At 66.1% G+C, this 16937-nt stretch carries 20 protein-coding genes; 7 read left to right on the top strand and 13 right to left on the bottom strand.

Annotated features, from left to right (window positions below):
* The first annotated feature begins 16 nt into the window (after nt 1-16).
* A complete protein-coding gene (locus BLS11_RS11280) occupies nt 17-1270 on the top strand; it encodes an ArsA family ATPase (protein WP_092537523.1) in 1254 nt (417 codons plus the stop codon).
* A 79-nt stretch (nt 1271-1349) separates the two neighbouring features.
* On the opposite strand, the gene BLS11_RS11275 is transcribed toward BLS11_RS11280, so the two are convergent.
* The 5 genes from BLS11_RS11275 to BLS11_RS11260 all read right to left on the bottom strand — a co-directional run bounded on the left by BLS11_RS11275 (nt 1350) and on the right by BLS11_RS11260 (nt 4904).
* The gene (locus BLS11_RS11275) at nt 1350-2192 is read right to left on the bottom strand and encodes an SDR family oxidoreductase (protein ID WP_092537520.1); all 843 of its coding nucleotides are present in this window, start codon (nt 2190-2192) and stop codon (nt 1350-1352) included.
* Nucleotides 2193-2238: 46 nt separating this feature from the next.
* A complete protein-coding gene (locus BLS11_RS11270; RefSeq protein WP_092537518.1) occupies nt 2239-3003 on the bottom strand; it encodes an endonuclease V in 765 nt (254 codons plus the stop codon).
* Nucleotide 3004: 1 nt separating this feature from the next.
* The gene (locus BLS11_RS11265) at nt 3005-3919 is read right to left on the bottom strand and encodes a rhomboid family intramembrane serine protease (RefSeq protein WP_092537516.1); all 915 of its coding nucleotides are present in this window, start codon (nt 3917-3919) and stop codon (nt 3005-3007) included.
* 136 nt (nt 3920-4055) lie between these two features.
* Nucleotides 4056-4184 carry a hypothetical protein gene (locus BLS11_RS19865; RefSeq protein WP_258555446.1) on the bottom strand — a complete coding sequence of 43 codons (129 nt, stop codon included), beginning with the start codon at nt 4182-4184 and terminating at the stop codon, nt 4056-4058.
* A gap of 186 nt (nt 4185-4370) precedes the next feature.
* Nucleotides 4371-4904, bottom strand: a complete 534-nt coding sequence (locus BLS11_RS11260; protein ID WP_092537514.1) for an inorganic diphosphatase — start codon at nt 4902-4904, stop codon at nt 4371-4373.
* A 278-nt stretch (nt 4905-5182) separates the two neighbouring features.
* On the opposite strand from BLS11_RS11260, the gene BLS11_RS11255 reads away from it, so the two are divergent.
* Entirely contained in the window at nt 5183-5542 is a 360-nt protein-coding gene (locus tag BLS11_RS11255; protein ID WP_092537512.1) for a PadR family transcriptional regulator, read from the top strand.
* Nucleotides 5543-5561: 19 nt separating this feature from the next.
* On the opposite strand, the gene BLS11_RS11250 is transcribed toward BLS11_RS11255, so the two are convergent.
* Together BLS11_RS11250 and rnhA are read right to left on the bottom strand one after the other, a co-directional pair.
* On the bottom strand, nt 5562-6149 hold the full coding sequence (locus BLS11_RS11250) for a DUF7108 family protein (protein WP_092537509.1): 588 nt from the start codon (nt 6147-6149) through the stop codon (nt 5562-5564).
* Nucleotides 6142-6735, bottom strand: a complete 594-nt coding sequence (rnhA, locus tag BLS11_RS11245) for a ribonuclease HI (protein WP_092537507.1) — start codon at nt 6733-6735, stop codon at nt 6142-6144. Before rnhA ends, BLS11_RS11250 begins: the two co-directional genes overlap by 8 nt.
* A 118-nt stretch (nt 6736-6853) precedes the next feature.
* Here rnhA and BLS11_RS11240 point away from each other — a divergent pair, with 118 nt between their 5' ends.
* From BLS11_RS11240 to BLS11_RS11230, 3 genes are all read left to right on the top strand, one after another.
* The gene (locus BLS11_RS11240) at nt 6854-7837 is read left to right on the top strand and encodes a transcription initiation factor IIB (protein ID WP_092537505.1); all 984 of its coding nucleotides are present in this window, start codon (nt 6854-6856) and stop codon (nt 7835-7837) included.
* A 213-nt stretch (nt 7838-8050) separates the two neighbouring features.
* Nucleotides 8051-9316, top strand: a complete 1266-nt coding sequence (nreA, locus tag BLS11_RS11235; protein ID WP_092537503.1) for a DNA repair protein NreA — start codon at nt 8051-8053, stop codon at nt 9314-9316.
* A gap of 148 nt (nt 9317-9464) precedes the next feature.
* The gene (locus BLS11_RS11230) at nt 9465-9791 is read left to right on the top strand and encodes a DUF7344 domain-containing protein (protein WP_092537501.1); all 327 of its coding nucleotides are present in this window, start codon (nt 9465-9467) and stop codon (nt 9789-9791) included.
* Between the two features lie 21 nt (nt 9792-9812).
* On the opposite strand, the gene BLS11_RS11225 is transcribed toward BLS11_RS11230, so the two are convergent.
* The 3 genes from BLS11_RS11225 to BLS11_RS11215 form a co-directional block, all read right to left on the bottom strand.
* Complete coding sequence (locus BLS11_RS11225; protein WP_092537499.1) at nt 9813-10265, bottom strand: DUF302 domain-containing protein; 453 nt, start codon at nt 10263-10265, stop codon at nt 9813-9815.
* 286 nt (nt 10266-10551) lie between these two features.
* Nucleotides 10552-11241, bottom strand: a complete 690-nt coding sequence (locus tag BLS11_RS11220) for a CPBP family intramembrane glutamic endopeptidase (RefSeq protein WP_092537497.1) — start codon at nt 11239-11241, stop codon at nt 10552-10554.
* An 11-nt stretch (nt 11242-11252) separates the two neighbouring features.
* Nucleotides 11253-11534 carry a DUF5789 family protein gene (locus BLS11_RS11215; protein WP_092537495.1) on the bottom strand — a complete coding sequence of 94 codons (282 nt, stop codon included), beginning with the start codon at nt 11532-11534 and terminating at the stop codon, nt 11253-11255.
* A gap of 188 nt (nt 11535-11722) precedes the next feature.
* Here BLS11_RS11215 and BLS11_RS11210 point away from each other — a divergent pair, with 188 nt between their 5' ends.
* Nucleotides 11723-12607, top strand: coding sequence for a cell division protein CdpA domain-containing protein (locus tag BLS11_RS11210; protein WP_092537493.1), 885 nt, complete (start codon nt 11723-11725; stop codon nt 12605-12607).
* A 45-nt stretch (nt 12608-12652) separates the two neighbouring features.
* On the opposite strand, the gene BLS11_RS11205 is transcribed toward BLS11_RS11210, so the two are convergent.
* The 3 genes from BLS11_RS11205 to BLS11_RS11195 are packed head-to-tail and all read right to left on the bottom strand — an operon-like array spanning nt 12653 to nt 15347.
* On the bottom strand, nt 12653-13156 hold the full coding sequence (locus BLS11_RS11205) for a DUF5615 family PIN-like protein (RefSeq protein WP_092537491.1): 504 nt from the start codon (nt 13154-13156) through the stop codon (nt 12653-12655).
* Nucleotides 13156-14904 carry a DNA polymerase/3'-5' exonuclease PolX gene (polX, locus tag BLS11_RS11200; protein ID WP_092537489.1) on the bottom strand — a complete coding sequence of 583 codons (1749 nt, stop codon included), beginning with the start codon at nt 14902-14904 and terminating at the stop codon, nt 13156-13158. Before polX ends, BLS11_RS11205 begins: the two co-directional genes overlap by 1 nt.
* A complete protein-coding gene (locus BLS11_RS11195; protein WP_092537487.1) occupies nt 14901-15347 on the bottom strand; it encodes a DUF5788 family protein in 447 nt (148 codons plus the stop codon). Before BLS11_RS11195 ends, polX begins: the two co-directional genes overlap by 4 nt.
* Nucleotides 15348-15546: 199 nt before the next feature.
* On the opposite strand from BLS11_RS11195, the gene BLS11_RS11190 reads away from it, so the two are divergent.
* Nucleotides 15547-16896 (top strand): alkaline phosphatase family protein, encoded by a 1350-nt coding sequence (locus BLS11_RS11190; RefSeq protein WP_092537485.1) that lies wholly within the window; start codon nt 15547-15549, stop codon nt 16894-16896.
* Nucleotides 16897-16937: the final 41 nt, after the last annotated feature.

The following is a 16937-nucleotide window of genomic DNA, read 5'->3' as shown; positions in this document are numbered from 1 at the left end:
CCGCGTCCCTCCGCCCATGGCCGACATCGACGTCGAACCCGTCGAACGCGTCGAAGACGACGCCGAGGCGGACGAGTCGAGCGACGAGACGCCGGAGGACGGCGGGAGCGCGGGCGTCCCCGTCGACACCGAGACGCGAACCGACGAGACGAACCTCCCGTCGGGCGTGGACGCCCCCGAGTACGTCCTCTACGGCGGGAAGGGCGGCGTCGGCAAGACGACGATGGCCGCGGCGACTGCGCTCGCGTCCGCCGCCGACGGCACCGCGACGCTCGTCGTCTCGACCGACCCCGCACACTCGCTTTCGGACACGCTCGGAACCGACGTGCCCGCCGAACCCGCGCGCGTGCGCGAAGACATGCCCCTGTACGCCGCCGAAATCGACCCCGACGCGGCGATGGAGGGGCCGTTCGCCGGGGCCGACGATGCCGGCGGGTTCGACCCCGAGTCGGACGAGAACCCCTTCGAGTCCGCCGACGAGGCGAACCCCTTCGAGGAGTCCGGCGGAGGCGAGGGGAACCCCTTCGGCGACGACTCGGGACAGAACCCCTTCGGGATGGACATGGGCGGGATGGAACAGTTACTCGGCCCGGACGGGCCGATGGGGATGTCGCCCGGTTCGATGCCCGGCGCGGACGAGGCGGCGGCGATGCAGCAACTGCTCGCGTACCTCGACGACCCCCGATTCGACCGCGTCGTCGTGGACACCGCGCCGACGGGGCACACGCTCCGCTTGCTCGAACTCCCCGAGGTGATGGACTCGATGCTCGGGCGAATCGCCCGGATGAAACAGCAGTTCTCCGGCATGATGGACCAGATCAAGGGGCTGTTCGGCGGCGGGACGGGCCAGTCGGGCGCGGGCGACTTAGACGAACTCCGCGAGCGAATCGAGCGACTCCGCCGCGTCCTGCGGGACCCCTCGAAGACCGACTTCCGCGTCGTGATGATTCCCGAGGAGATGAGCGTCGTGGAGTCGAAGCGACTCGTCGAACGACTCGACGGCTACGAGATTCCGGTGCAGACGCTCGTCGTCAACCGCGTCATGGAGAACCTCGCGGACGTGACGGACGCGTCGGTGGACCCGAAGTGGGTCGTCACGCCCGACTTGGAGCACTGCGAGTTCTGTCAGCGGCGCTGGCAGGTCCAACAGAACGCCCTCCAGACGGCGACGGACCTGTTCCGCGGCCGGGACGTGAAGCGCGTCCCCCTCCTCGCCGAGGAGGTACAGGGCGAGGACGCCCTCCGCGTCGTCGCCGCCTGTCTGGCGTAGACGCGACTGCGGGCGCGGGGACGGGAGGAGAGGCGGCGACTGCGACGGGAGCGGAAATCCCAGGGCGGTCGGCCGGCGCTCACACCAGTTTCTGCAGGAGTCGGTACGTGGTGTCGAACCACGCGTCCGGGAGGAAGCGCGCGAGCGTCGAGACGCGCGCCACCGTCCCGGGTTGGTAGCGCGCCTTCGGTTGCGTCGAGGACGCCGCGTCGACGATGTCGTCGGCGACGCGGTCGGCCGAAATCGACCCCGGGCCGCCGCCGCCGAGGGCTCTCGTGTCCTCGAAGAGGGCGTAGAACGACTCGTAGGCGCCAGAGCGTTCGATGCCGGGGATGTCGTCCTCGCCGGACACCTCCTCCTGCGCGCGGTTCGAGAAGTTCGTCGTCACCGGTCCGGGTTCGACGACGACGGCGTCGATGCCGTACTCGGCCACCTCGTTCCGCAGGGCGTCGGTCATCGCCTCGACGGCGAACTTCGACCCCGCGTAGACGCCGCCGCCGGGGAAGGAGACGCGCCCGGCGACGCTGGAGACGTTGACGATGGTGCCGTCGCCTTGTTCGCGCATGTGCGGGAGGACGGCGCGGATGAGGCGGTGCGGGCCGTAGACGTTCACGTCGAACTGGCGGTGGACCTGTTCGGTCGGAACGTCTTCGAGGGGTCCAAACTGGCCGAATCCGGCGTTGTTCACCAGCGCCGAGATGTGTCCCTCCTCGTCGATGATTCGCTCCACCACGCGGTCCACGTCGTCCTGTTCGGTCACGTCCAGCGTGGCGATCTCGCAACCTTCCTCGCCCAGCGTCTCGATGTCGGCGGGATTTCGCGCCGTCGCGTAAACCAGCCAGTCCTCGTCGAGAAACTGACGGGCGGTGGCGCGGCCGATGCCGGACGAACAACCGGTGATGAGGACCGTCTTGGGATGCACGTCACCGTCATCGGCCCCCGGTGAGTTAATTGTAGGCGGTCTATACCTACTTCTCGGCCGACGACTTCGCCTCGTCGGCGTAGGAGTCCGCGTGCCGCGTCGGTTCCGGGAGTTTGTAGTCTCCGCAGAGGCGCGCCACCAGATCGGTCGCCGTCGGCACCGAGACGCGGTGGCCCGGACTGACGTACAACGGGTTGACGATGGGTTCGTTGGCGTACTGCCGCGACTGGTAGGCGTGGCCGATGAGTTCCTCGGGGGCGGCGTTCTCCACTCTGCCGTCGGCGAGAATCTCGGTCCGCCACCCGGCGGGTCTGCCGTCCACGTCCTCGCGGGGCGTCCCGCAGAGGAGGCTCTTTGCGACGCCGACGCTCGGAACGTCGAGGACGACGCCGAGGTGCGTCGCCAACCCCGCCTGCCGGAAGTGGATGCGACCGCTCCCGTCGAAGACGACGAGGTCCGGCGTCGCCTCCAACTCCTCGAAGGCGGCGAGGATCGGGTTCCCCTCGCGGAACGAGAGCAGTCCGGGGATGTACGGGATTTCGAGGTCGACGACGGCGGACGCTCGCTCGATCACCCGACCCCCGCGCATGACGACGACGACGCTGACCGCCCGTTCGTCGAGGAACGCTTGGTCGACGCCCGCGACGAGGGGGGCGTCGTCGGGTGCCCAGTCGGCGAGTCCGACTTCTTCGGCGTCGAATCCGAAGTCGTCGTCCCACGTCGCGGCGTCGGCGACGTCGAGTTGCATCGACTCCATCTCGTCGCGCGACTGCGACGAGTCCGGGACGAACTCGGGGCGGGCCGGGAGCATCTCAGAAGCGCCTGCCCGGACCGCCGGGACCCCTGCCGCCGCCGCTTCCGAACTGGAGGCTGTTGGGGACCCGCCGTCTGCCTTTCACTCGGCGGCCGTACGCCAGACCGATGACGAGGCCGACGAGGTGTGCGAAGTGCGCGACGTTACCCTGTCCGACCGCCCCGGCGGCGCTCGGCGAGACGAAGAACACCGTCGAGATGAGGGCGAACCCGGCGGTGAACAGCCAAAGCGGGACGGGAATCAGGAAGTAGAGGTATATCTTCAGGCTCGGGTTCAGCACCGTCAGAACGCCGAGGACGGCGAACACCGCGCCCGACGCCCCGAGGACGGCGGTCGGAATCCCCGGATTGAGGAGCAGACTCGACCCGACGTGGGCGAGTCCGGCGGTCATCCCGCTTACGAGAAACAGGATGGCGAACTTCTTGGACCCGACGTACCGTTCGACCAACGGGCCGAAGAAGTACAGGACGATGCTGTTGCCGACGATGTGGTAGAACCCGTTGTGGGCGAAGATGGAGGTGACCCACGTCCAGACGTAGGTCAGGTTGTTCGACTGGAGGACGAACAGCGACGACATCAACCGCGGTCTGCCGAGTACGACGCTGAGCAGGAGTTGGAGACCGAACGTCACCCACATCAGCGCGAGGAAGGTGTACGCCATGTTGCCGCGGAAGTAGCCGAGCGGACCGCCGGTCCCGGTGAGACGGTCGAGGACGCCCGAGGTGCGTCCGCCCTCGTCGGCCACCGAGTCGTCGAAACCGCTGTCGAACACCCCCGAGGGGTCGTCCCACTCCGACAACCCCGGGCAGTCGTGGTTCTCCGGGAGGCGGTGCTCCGCACAGAACGTGTTCCCGCACCGTCGGCACTGGTACGGGAGGTTCTCGTGCTTCCCGCACTCGTCGCAGGTTGCCATTACCGAGGGTTGATTCCGGCGCGATAAAAGGGGTTCCCCTCGCGCGCGAAGACGATACTTTACCGTCGAAGGACACCGCCGAAGGAGAACCCGAACCGCGCGTCACCGCCGGTCAGTCACTGCCGGTCCGCCGCCGTCACTCCGCCGTCGCCGACTCGTCGCTCCCCTCGGCGTCGGCGTCGCCGCCCTCGGAGTCGTCCGGGCGGTAGTTCGTCGGGACGACCGTTACGTGGTCTATACCGGGGTACGCGCTATCGGCGCTCATCTCGGTTCGAAGTAGGGGACTCGCGGGGAAAAGATTACTCATAAGCATAACACATGCTCCCGGCGGCGGAGATTACCGGCGGGAATCGGCCCCTCGCCGTCGGGCGGCGCGTCGGGAACGGACGTGCGACGCTGGTCGGCGTCCTCGACGGCGACGAAAAAGTGTGTCTCGCGTTCGAGCGTCGGGTTACGCGAATTTCTCTTCGTAGAGGTCCATCGCGTGTTCGACGGCGTCCTTCGCGGCTTGGGCGTCCTCCCAGCCGAGGACTTCCGTCTGCTTGCCCTCTTCGAGGTTCTTGTACGTCTCGAAGAACTCGGAGATTTCCGCCTTCTGCTGGTCGGTCAGGTCCTCGACGTCCTGCACGTGGTCGTAGCGGGGGTCCTCGACGGGGACGGCGATGACCTTGTCGTCCTTCTCGCCGTCGTCGTCCATCTCCATGAGGGCGACGGGACGGGCCTCGATGACGCACCCGGGGAACGTCTGGTCCTCGACGAGGACGAGAACGTCGAAGGGGTCCTCGTCGTCGTAGTACGTCTGCGGGATGAAGCCGTAGTCGGAGGGGTAGTGGACGTTCGAGTGGAGAACTCGGTCGAGTACGACGCCGGGGATGTCCTTGTCGTACTCGTACTTGTTCCGCTCTCCCTTCAGGCACTCGACGACCGCGTAGATTTCGTCGGGCGCGTCCGGGCCGGTCTCCATCTCTTCCCAGAGATTCACCATACCGTCTGCCACTCCCAACGCGGGCAAAGTATTTTCGCATCGGAGTCGCCGTTCCGTCCGGGAATCGCCTCGTAAAATTTGACAGACGAACGGCCACAGATAACACCGCGGGGTTCTCGAATGACGAACCTTTCTTGACAAAAGTGACCGAAAATGGACTCTAGAGCGGGAACTCATACACAACGTTACCCCCGTCAAAGGTCCGGTTTCGACGGACGAACGGGGAAACAGACCGTGAGTTGAGAAGTGTTAAATAGCTTGATGACATTTTGCCTACCATGTCAGAGGCACAAACAGTTACCGACATCTCGGGCATTGCGCGGGACCTCACCGCGTTCCAACAGAACATCCTCGTCATCCTGGCCGAGGAACCCATGTACGGGCTCGCTATCAAGCGAAATCTCGAAGAGTACTACGGCACGGAAGTCAACCACGGCCGTCTGTACCCCAACCTCGACGACTTAGTCGAACTGGGACTCGTCGAGAAGAGCGAACTCGACAAGCGAACCAACCAGTACGAACTGACCGAGAAGGGCCACGACGCCGTCCTCGACCGGTTCGACTGGATGCTCGGCAAGTTCGTCACGGGCGACACCCGCGCCGACGAAGTCCGCGAACTCATCGACTCGTACCTGTAAACGCGAGCGCCGACGGAACTCAGAACTCGGGCACGTCCGCCCCGGCGGCCTCGAACGTCAGTTCGAGACTCTCGTCGACGACGGACGACTGGGCTTCCGACGGCCACGCGTTCCGCGGGTAGTACTCGTCGAGAAACTCCCGCAGTTCTTTCCGCGACGCCGACTCGACGCGCCGAACGTAGTGGTTACTCATGAAGTCCGCGAACACGCGCGCATTCGCCGCGTGTACCGGGCCGTGGGCTTCTTCGACCGCATCCACCACCGAGGAGTTGTGACTCTCGACGGCGTCGAACTCGCTTTCGTCTCCCGCGTCGGTTCCCAGCGGACGCTCTATCCCCCGCTCTACGTCGTCGATTCGGTCCAGTTGGACCACGCCGTCTTCGAGCCACTCCGAGGGGTACAGGACCAGCGTCTCGTCCTCCTCGCGGACGCGCACGTCGAACTCGAACCGGTCGAGAATCGTCTCGCGTCGGTCCTCGTAGGCGGCGGCTTCGTTCTCGTCTACCGCGTCTCGCGCGAGTCGGGTCAGACGCTCCACCTCGTCTATCACCTCCTCGGGCAGTTCGTCGGTGCCGTCCGTCTCGTCGGAAGAACCGTCCTCAGGCATGGTCGAGTGCCTCGTTCGCTAGTGAGTCGGCGCGCTCGTTTATCTCCCGCGGCACGTGCTCTAAGGACCACCGGTCGAACCGTTCGAGGAGTTCCCTGACCCGGACGCGACGCTCCCGGAGTTCGGGGTTGTTGGTGTCGTACTCGCCGCGGACCTGTTTGACGATGAGTTCTGAGTCGCCGCGGACGTCCACCTCGTCGAAGCCGTACGAGTCGGCGGCCTCCAACGCCCGAATCAGCGCCTCGTACTCCGCGCGGTTGTTCGTCGTCTTCCCGACGGTGTCGGAGCCCTCGCCGACGATTCCGTCCCCGGAGACGATGACCCACCCGACGGCACCCGGACCGGGGTTGCCGCGACTCGCGCCGTCGAAGTAGACGTGCGCTCGGCCGCCGCGGGACTCCAACAGGGCGACGAGGTCGGTCGGGTTCGCCCCCTGCACGACGACTTTCTCGTCGTAGGCGACGGCGGTTGCGTCGCCGCGCGTCGCCCGCCATCGTTCGTACTCCGTGTTTCCCTCTCGGACCTCGACGCCGGCGTCTTCGAGTCGCCGTCGGGCCTCCTCTGGGTCGCACTCGACAGTCGGCATACACCCACATTTACGAGCGTCCGTAAATCGCGTTCGCTCCGAACTCCGCGCGCGCCGGACGTTCACCGTAATGCGCCCCAGATTTTAAGTGTAAGCCACTCTGGACTATAAAAATGCGATGACACGGCCCACCCGCCAGCGGGAGCGAGATGTTGAACGGACGCGATGGCAGGGCGAAAGTGAGAACGTAGACGACGAAGAGGAGGACGAGATAGACTTAGAGGAGGTGGACGAGGAGGAACTCGTCCGCACGGGCGACGGCGAACTCATCCACGAACCGACGGGAATCATAATCGAGGAAGAACAGATAGACCCCGGTCCGGAGTGGCGCGCGTTCAACCACTCCGAGCGTCAGGAGAAGTCCCGCGTCGGCGCGCCGACGACCCAGACGATGCACGACAAGGGGCTGACGACGACCATCGACTGGAAGGACAAAGACGCGTACGGGCGCTCTATCTCCTCGCGGAAGCGGTCGCAGATGCACCGCCTCCGCAAGTGGCAGGAGCGAATCCGGACGAAGGACGCGGGCGAACGCAACCTGCAGTTCGCGCTCTCGGAGATAGACCGGATGGCCTCGGCACTCGGCGTCCCGCGGTCGGTGCGGGAAGTCGCCTCCGTCATCTACCGGCGCGCGCTCAGCGAGGACCTCATCCGAGGCCGTTCCATCGAGGGCGTCGCCACCTCCGCGCTCTACGCCGCCTGTCGGAAGGAGGGCATCCCCCGGTCGCTCGAGGAGATTTCGGAAGTCTCCCGCGTCGAGCGGAAGGAAATCGGCCGGACGTACCGCTACATCTCGCAGGAACTCGGACTCGAGATGAAGCCCGTAGACCCCAAGAAGTACGTCCCCCGGTTCTGCTCGGAACTCGACCTCTCGAAGGAAGTCCAATCGAAGGCAAACGAGATAATCGAGACGACGGCGGAGAAGGGACTGCTCTCGGGGAAGTCCCCGACGGGGTACGCCGCCGCGGCCATCTACGCCGCGTCGCTTCTCTGTAACGAGAAGAAGACCCAACGCGAAGTCGCCGACGTGGCGCAGGTCACGGAAGTGACCATCCGCAACCGCTACCAAGAGCAGATCGAAGCGATGGGCATCCACGGGTAACGCCGCCTCGCGCCCGACCCGACTCCTCTCGGCACCGCCCGACTTCGACTCCTCCGATTCGATTCGGATCGGTTCGACTCGCTTCGACCCGACCCGGTTTCGACTCGGTTCTCGTTTTCGTCCCCGACTGCGATTCCGCAGTCCCCATCTATCGTCGCGCGGTCCGCGCGCGACAGGTTCAAGCGACTGGCCGCGGTATCTCCGGCGAGTAGGATGCGCCTCGACGAGTACATGGACCTCGAAGCGGAGGGCGAACGCGCGAAGCGTCGCCGCCTCGCCCAAGAGAAGTCCTACGACATCCTCGACCACCTCGAACAGTTCCAACACCGGTTCGAGGAGACGGTGCAGGGCGATTCGCTGTTCGGGAGCGTCTCGCCCTCCATCTTCGTCGGCACTTCGAACTACCCGAACGTCTCGACGGGCATCCTCTCGCCCGTCGGCCACGAGGACGACGCCGCCCGGTTCGAGACGTCCGCCGGGTGGTACGACGAGGGCGTCAGCATCGACGACGTGTTTCAGCGACGGACCAGCCTCTTGAACTCGAATCAGACCACGAAGTCCGTCGAGGTGCACGACGCGTGGGACGGGTTCCTCGGCGTCCAACGCGAAGTCGCCATCGCCGATCGGCCGGTGAGCGTCGAAATCGGCCTCGACGGGACGCCGGACATCGACTTCGACGTGACCGAAAACGACATCGCGACGCCGACCGGTCCCCGCGCCAGAGCCCAATCCGCCGACTTGGCGGAGAACCCCCACGTCCCCCGTCCGGTGGAGAAGACGCTCGAAGACGACGACTGGAACGCCGAGGGTGCGATGAACTACCTCTACCGCCGCGGGTTCGACGTCTACGACATCAACACCATCCTCTCGGCGGGCGCACTCGGACAGGGACGGAACCGGAAACTCGTCCCGACGCGGTGGTCCATCACCGCCGTCGACGACACCGTCGGGAAGTTCCTCCGCGGGGGAATCCAGACGAATCCGAGCGTGAACTCCGTGGAAATTCACCGCGAGGAGTTCCTCGGAAACGCCTTCTGGGTGATTCTCGCGCCCGGCGACTGGGAGTACGAACTCGTCGAACTGAAAGCGCCGGGGAGCGTCTGGAACCCCGACCCCGACGCGGGGATGTGGCTGGCGGCGGACCGCGAGGGGTTCGAGGGACGCACCGGGTACGTAGAGGAGACGGCGGGGGCGTACCACGCCTCCCGACTCGGCGTCCTCGAACACCTCGAAGAACGCGGGCGGCAGGCGAAAGCGCTCGTCGTCCGGCACGTCTCCGACGACTACTGGGGACCGGTCGGCGTCTGGCAGGTGCGGGAGTCGATTCGGAACGCCTTCGACGGCGAACACGCGGAGGCGGAGACGTTCGCCGCCGCCGTCCGTCAGGTCGCCGAATACCTCCCCGTCTCGCTCGCCGACCTGCGGCGGAAGTCGACGATGGCCTCGGGTCTCCAGATGAATCTGGCCGACTTCTCCTGAACCGCCCGCGAACTCCGACGTTCGCTCGACTCCCCGACGGACTCACTGACGGACGCGTACTTTCGCCGCGTGGTTCCGACGCAAGGTATAATATTCGTGCGAGGAGATTGTGTATTCAGCGCCATATTCAGCGTCTATTTACAGAACCATGGATGACGACGTACGGAGGCTCAACGCGCTGGCCAACACGCGTCGTCTACTGGTTCTGCTGTCGCTCAAAGAGAACGAGACGCCGATGTCGATAGACGCCTTGGCGACGGACGTGGCGATGAAGGAGACGGACTTTCCGAACGAGGACCTCTCGGACCGCCACATCGACTCCGTTCTCATCTCCCTTCACCACGCTCACCTCCCGAAGCTCGAATCGGAGGGTCTCGTGGCGTTCTCCGACGGCGAGACCCGCGTCGCCTTGGCGGACGATCTCGGCGACGCGGAGAACATCCTCGATGCGGTGTTCGAAGGCAAAGAGACGTGACGCCCGCGGACCGCCGCGCGGTCACTCGGCGGCGTCGAGGTTCGCGTACGCTTCGTCGGCGAGTTCGCCCGTTTTCTCGATTATCTCGGCCATCGCCTCGTCGTCGGGTGCCACCCCGGTGAGCCTGCCGATTCGCATGATGCTCACGTGGTAGACCGTCTGGACGCCCGGTTCCTCCTGCCAGACGACCACGTTACAGGGGAACAGCGCCCCCATCCGGTTGTCGGTGGCGTCGAGGACTTCGTCGGCCATCTGGGGGTTGCACGCCCCGAGGACGTAGTAGGGGTCGCGGTCCGCGTCCACCTTCTCGTTCAGTAGTTCCGAGGGGGAAAACTCCGTCGCCACGCCGAACCCGGCGTCTGTGAACGCCTCGCGGACGTGTTCGACCGCCTCCTCGTGGTCCATGTGGAGCGTCGCGCGCTTCTCGCCGATGTCGTCCGAGTCGAGACTGTCGGGGTCGAACGGTAGTGCCATACGCTTCGGTTCGCGCGGTACCGGCGAAAATCTATGGGAGTGCGTCTAACGTGCACGACTATCCGTCGCAGTAGCGGTGCCGTCGCAGTAGCGGTGCCGTTGCGGTAAGCGATGCGGTACCGTATCGTACCGCGGCGAGCGAGCGATAGCGAGCGAGTCGCGGCTTTTTGGGTCCAACGTTTCTGGCGGGGTTCGAGGCGGCGTCGCCGAACTTCGTTCGGCGGCCCCCCGGACGTAGTCCGGTGACGGCGGAGCCGCCGCCGAGGGCCCCCTGTAAAAAGGTGGTTTACAGCGGCACCTGCAACCACCGGAACCACGCGGCGACCTGTTCGGGCGGCAGCAGGGGGTCGTGCAGGACCAACCAATCGAGGAGTCCGAGGCCCAACCCGTGGGCGACGACCGAGGGGAGAATCGAGTCGCTCTTGTAGTCCACCGCGCCGAACAGCACGTCCGTCGGCCCCGAGAGGAGGAGCTCTATCGGCGGTTTTCCGAGGTGGTGGAACGCGTAGACGACGGGGCTTATGAACACGCTCTTGAAGCCGAGTTCGTCGCCGACGCCGACGCAGAGCAGTCCGCGGTAGTACGTCTCCGCCGCGATAACGACGATCAACTGTTTGAGGGCGTGCGGCAGGAACTCCCCGAGGGCGGCGCTGGTCTCCCACATCGGGTAGTACGCCCGTATCGAGGGGAGCGACGACCCGACGAGGTAGAAGGGGAGGACGAACAGGGCCAACAGGACGGTGTTTCGGAGCACCGTCCGGTCCACGCGCCATCCGAGGTTGCGCCCGTGCGTGATGGCGAGTGCGCCCGGAAAGACGACGAACACGATAACGTCGCGGACCACGCGGTACGTGAGGTCGTCCGGCGGGACGGTCCAGACCCCCCACAGAACCGTCAGGAGAAATCCGAGGAGGAGGGAGCGCTGAACCCACGTGAGGCGGGCGAGCGAGTTCCGAAGCGTCCGATATCCGAACACCGGTGGGTTTCCTACTCCGTCTCGACGGGTCCGGTCCCGACGACCGACCGGACCTCCTCGATGAACGTCTGGCGCTTGTCGAAGTACGTCTCGTCCACCCGGTCGAGCACGTCAGAGAGCGTCTGCGGGCCCGACGGCGTCCGAATCACGGCGTCGCCCTCCTGCCGTTCGACCCAACTGGCCTGTTTGGGCCACGTCAGTCGGGACGCGACGCGCGCGATTGGCTGCCCTTCGACGGGCGTCTCTTCGCCGAGTTCCACGACGGGTCCCTCGTCTTCTTCCTCGTCAGCCATACTCCGAGGTTCACCATCCCCGGCAATAATCCCTTCGACACGACTGCAGGTGGCCGCAGGGCCGCTCTCCCGGGGCTCTCGCGGCGCTTCGGGAGTCGGAGGCGAACGCTCTCCGGCCGGCGATAGTCCGCTCGCGTCGTACGTCCGTCTGACGCACCGTTTTGTGGGATGAGGTTCAACCTCGGCCCATGACCAGTCTCTCGGAGGTGTACCACGGGGAGGGACGTTCGGGGCCGAGCCTCCGGCGACTGACGTTCGGACTGGGGCTGTTCCTCGTCGGCGCACTCCTCGTCATCGCCGGAATCGTCGTCGCATCGACGGACCTTCTCATCGGGGCCGGAACGACGCTCGGCGACGTCCGGGAACTCGGCGGTATCCTCGGCGGCGTCGGCGTCCCCGCGGTGTTCTTGGGCGTCTTCGCCGTCCTTCCGTCGGGTCGGCTGACGAAGGCCGCCGCCGTCGTCGGCGCGGCCATCGCGCTCATGGGCGTCGTCCTGTTCTCGCACGCGTACCCCTGCCAGTGGTCCGGTGCGACCTGCGGGCAGGGACTCACCGAACTGACGCTCCCCACCGTCGCCGTCTACTTCCTCGGAACCATCACCACGTTCTGGTGTCTGTTCGTCGGCGTCGCCAACTTCAAGACGCGAAACGACCCCGGCGGAACCGCCACCGTCGAGGTGACCAAGAAGGGCGAAACCCGCTACGTCGAAGTCGAACGCTCCCGCGGCGGACTCGGCGGCATCGGCTTCTTCGGCGGCCAACCCGACGGCGAGGTGGACACCCAAACCGCCCCGAACTCGGCCGAATCCTCCGGTTCGAGCGCCACCCCCTCCCGAACTAATCCCTCGCCGGCGTCTACGGCGTCGATGTCGGACGGCGGCACCGACGCGCAGTCGCTCTCCTCGCCGATGGACTCCCCCGGGCAGTCCCAATCGACGCCGACAGACACCTACTGCGGCAACTGTGACCACTTCGAGTACGTCCGAACCGACGAGGGCATCCAACCCTACTGCGGGCGACACGACGAACTGATGGACGACATGGACGCCTGCGACGAGTGGACGCCGCGCTGAGTTCCCGAAAATCCGATTCTCCGTCTTCGCTTTCCGTCTCCCCCGTTACTCCGCTAGCCCGTCCAGTCGCTCCGCCACGTCGGTCCAGTGACTCCCCCGCCAGAACACCTGCCCGCAGTCGCGGCAGCGATACCGCTTCGCCTCCTCCGCGTCAGGCGCGTACGCCGGCACGTCCGCCTCGTCGCCGACGGGGACGACGCGCCCGTTACACGACCCACAGCGGACCGGTTCGTCGCTCAGGCTCACGTCGTACCCGGCGTCGCGGAACTCGCGTAACTGCGCTTCGATGTCCTTGGTCCGCAAGAAGACGCTCTCGGGGGCGCGCCGCGCGAGTTGTTCGTCGCGCGTGACGAGCGTTCGGTGCTCCTTCTGCGCGCGTTCGAGGAGTTGCTCGTCGCCCGGGTCCTCGCCCGAATCGAGGACGTAGGCTGCGTCGTACCCGCACATCCGCAGGTACGTCGCCAGTTTACCGAGCATCGAATCGAGGAGGAGGCGGTTCTCGTCGGCGGGGTCCGAGTCGGCCCCCGCAGTCTCCGGGTCTTCGGCCATCAGTGGAGGAACGACCGCAGGTCGGAGAGGTCCCGGGCGTTCAGCACGTCCGCGGGTTCGCACCACCCGCGGCGGGCGGTGTGGACGCCGTACCGCGCGTAGTCGAGCGTCTCCGGTCGGTGGGCGTCGGTATCGACGGCGACGGTCGCGCCCGCCTCGACGGCAGTCTTCACGCGTTCGCCGTGCAGGTCCAGTCGCGCCGGGTCGGCGTTGATTTCGAGCGCTACGTCGTGTTCGGCCGCGGCCTCGGCGACCCGTCGAACGTCGATGTCGAGGCCCGCCCGGTCGTTGATGAGGCGGCCCGTCGGGTGGCCGACGATGTCGACGGACGGGTGTTCGACCGCCCGAATCAACCGTTCGGTCGCCGCCTCGGGGTCTTGGTCGAGGGCGGCGTGCGGGGAGGCGACCACCACGTCCAACTCGGCCAACACCTCGTCGTCGGTGGGGATGCCGCCCTCCGCGTCGATGTTCGCCTCCACGCCGCAGAGGAGTTCGAGGTCGGCGTCCGCCGCCGCCTCGCGCAGGGCGTCCATCTGCTCGCGCAGTTCGTCGTCGTCGAGTCCGACGCCGCCGACCATCCCCGGTCCGGTCGCGTGGTCGGTCACCGCGTAGTAGTCGTACCCGCGTTCCTCCGCGGCGGCGACCATCTCCTCGGGGGAGTTGCGCCCGTCGGACCAGTTCGTGTGGGTGTGCAGGTCGCCGCGCAGGTCGGACCGCTCTATCAGGTCCGGCAGGTCGCCGTCCAACGCGGCCTCCACCTCGCCGGTGTCCTCGCGGAGTTCCGGCGGAATGAGGGGCATGTCGAGGGCGGCGTACATCGACTCCTCCGTCTCGCCGGCGATTCGCTCGCCGACCCGTTGGTCCGCGTCGGGGTCCTCGACGTCCGAAACGTCGAAGACGCCGTACTCGTTCATCTTCAGGTCGCGCCGGATGGCGACGTTCCGCACCTTGAGGTTGTGGTTCTTGCTCCCGGTGAAGTACTGCAGTGCCGCGCCGTACTCCTCGGGGACGACGACGCGGAGGTCGATTCGGACGCCGTCGGCCCGGACGCTCGCCTTCTCCGGGCCGGACTCGATGACCGTCGAGGCGCCGGCCCACCCGGTGAACGTCTCCACGACGGACGCCGCGTCCTCGCTTGCGACCAACACGTCCACGTCGCCGATGGTGTCGCGCCACCGGCGGATGGACCCGGCGACTTCCGCCTGCGACACCGCGTCGTCGCCGCGGAGCAGTTCGAGCACGTCGTCCGCGAGGGGGCGGGCGTCCCCGATGCGCTCCCGTTCTTGGGCTTGCCGTGCGAACGCGACGTTCGAGAGGATGTTCTCCTCCGTCTTCGCGCCGAACCCCGACACCTCCCGTATCTCGCCCGCCTCGGCGGCGGCCTCCAGTTCGTCGAGCGTGGTGATTCCGAGCGCCTCGTACAGCGTCCCGGCCGTCTTCGGGCCGACGCCCTCGACGCTCGTCAGCGCCTGTATGTCGACCGGCATCTCGTCGCGCAACTCCGCCAACTCCTCGATTTCGCCGGTCTCGAAGTACTCGACGACTTTCGAGGAGATGGCGTCGCCGACGCCCTCTATCTCCGCTACGGCCTCCTCGCCCTCGGCGGCGAGTCCCTCGATGGGTCGGTCGTGCGCGCGGATGTTGTCCGCGGCGCGGCGGTAGGCGTTCGGCTTGTACTCGACGCCTTTCGCCGCCAGCCTGTCGGCGAACTCCTCGAACAGGGCGGCCACGTCGGCGTTTCGGCTCACGGGCGGCCTCCGCGCCGCTTACTGCTGGCGTCGTCGCGACCTAACGCCTGCTTCAGGAAGTTCATCCAGCGCTTCTTGTCGGCGGCCTCCTGCATCTTCTCCTCCTGTTCGAGGTCCTTCGGCCGGAGCTGTTCGAGGGCGTTCAACGCCCGGTCGATGCCGATGATGCTCTCGACGAGTTTTTCGCCCTCCTCGAAGCTCACCTCGTTGTCCTCTATCTTCTGGAGGCGTTGGAGGCGCTCCCGCCGGAGGTTTCGCTTCGCCGTCTCGACTCGCTCTTTCTCCCCCTCGGGGACGGTGTCGCGGCGCTTTATCTCGAAGACGAAGTCGCGGAGTTCGACCTCTTCGCCCTGCACGTCGATAACGTCGGGGATGTCCGCGCCTATCGTGGCCGCCTCGCGATTGGCGCGTTCGAGTAACTGCTTTCGCTCGAACTCTTTCACGGTTACTGCCTCGGAGTAGGTCGGCGCGGCACTTCGCTCCTTCGCCCCTCCGTTTCGTCCCTTCGGAGCCGTCTTCGGCCCGCGTTGCCGCCGACGAGTCGGTGTAAACGACTGTCATCCGGATTCAGATTGTCGTAGCCGGCGGCAGGCGTTCGGAAGTAGAAGAACCTTCTTATGCGTAACCACGGTACGGGACTCTATGGGTCTGTTCGACCGACTGCGCGGGAAGGACGAACCGCGCGTCGCCTTCATCGGAATCGACGGTGTCCCGTTTAGTCTCCTCTCCGAGAACCCCGACGAGTTCCCCAACATGGCTCGCCTCGCCGACGAGGGGAGCGCGGGGGAGATTGAGAGTATCGTCCCTCCCGAGTCGTCGGCCTGTTGGCCGGCGCTGACGACCGGCGTCAACCCCGGCGAGACCGGCGTCTACGGGTTCCAAGACCGGGAGAACGGCTCCTACGACACGTACGTTCCGATGGGGCGAGACGTGCAGGCGACGCGCCTCTGGGACCGCGTCACGGAGTCCGGCCGGAAGGCCACCGTGATGAACGTCCCCGTGACGTTCCCGCCGCAGCGGAACGTCCAGCGCATGGTCTCGGGGTTCCTCTCGCCGAGCGTCGAGAAGGCCGCCTACCCCGACGACTTCCGCGACAAGCTCGAAGAACTGAACTACATCATCGACGTGAACGCGAAGCTCGGCCACCAAGACGACAAGAGCGAGTTCGTCGAGAACGCCCACGAGACGCTCGATAGGCGGTTCGACGCGTTCTCCCACTACATCCAACAGGACGACTGGGACCTCTTCTTCGGCGTCTTCATGACCACCGACCGGCTGAACCACTTCCTGTTCAAGGACTACGAACGCGACGGCGAGAACAAGGAGGCGTTCATGGAGTTCTACCGGAAGGTCGACGACTACCTCGGCCAGATTCGGGAGATGCTCCCCGACGACGTGACGATGGTCGTCGCCTCCGACCACGGCTTCACCTCGCTCGACTACGAGGTGCACTGCAACGCCCTGCTCGAAGAGGAGGGGTGGCTCTCCTACGAGGACGACGACCACGAGCAGCTTGCCGATATCTCCGACGACACGCTGGCGTACTCGCTCATCCCCGGCCGATTCTACATCAACCTCGAAGGCCGCGAACCCCGCGGTGCGGTTCCCGAAGAGGAGTACGAGGAACGCCGCGACGAACTGAAGGAGATGCTCGAGAACCTCGAAGGCCCCGACGGCAACAAGGTGGCCGCCCGCGTCGTCGAGAAGGAGGAGGCGTTCCGCGGCGACCACGACGAAATCGCGCCGGACCTCGTCGTCGTCCCGAACAACGGGTTCGACCTCAAATCCGGCTTCAAGGGCCACGACGAGGTGTTCGGACAGGGGCCGCGGAACGGCATGCACAGCTTCGACAACGCGTCGCTCTACATCGATGACCCGGACGCGAGCATCGAGGACGCCAACCTCTACGACATCACGCCGACGATTCTGGACCTGATGGGCGTCGACTACGGCCGCCCCGACTTCGACGGCGCGAGCCTCCTCAACCAGTAACCGACCGCGACTCGGCGGTCGCTCTCCGTTTCGGTCGCTCT

Source organism: Halopelagius longus, assembly GCF_900100875.1.
GTDB lineage: Archaea > Halobacteriota > Halobacteria > Halobacteriales > Haloferacaceae > Halopelagius > Halopelagius longus.
The sequence above is the reverse complement of the archived record's forward strand: the minus strand, read 5'-3'. Positions and strand labels throughout refer to the sequence as shown.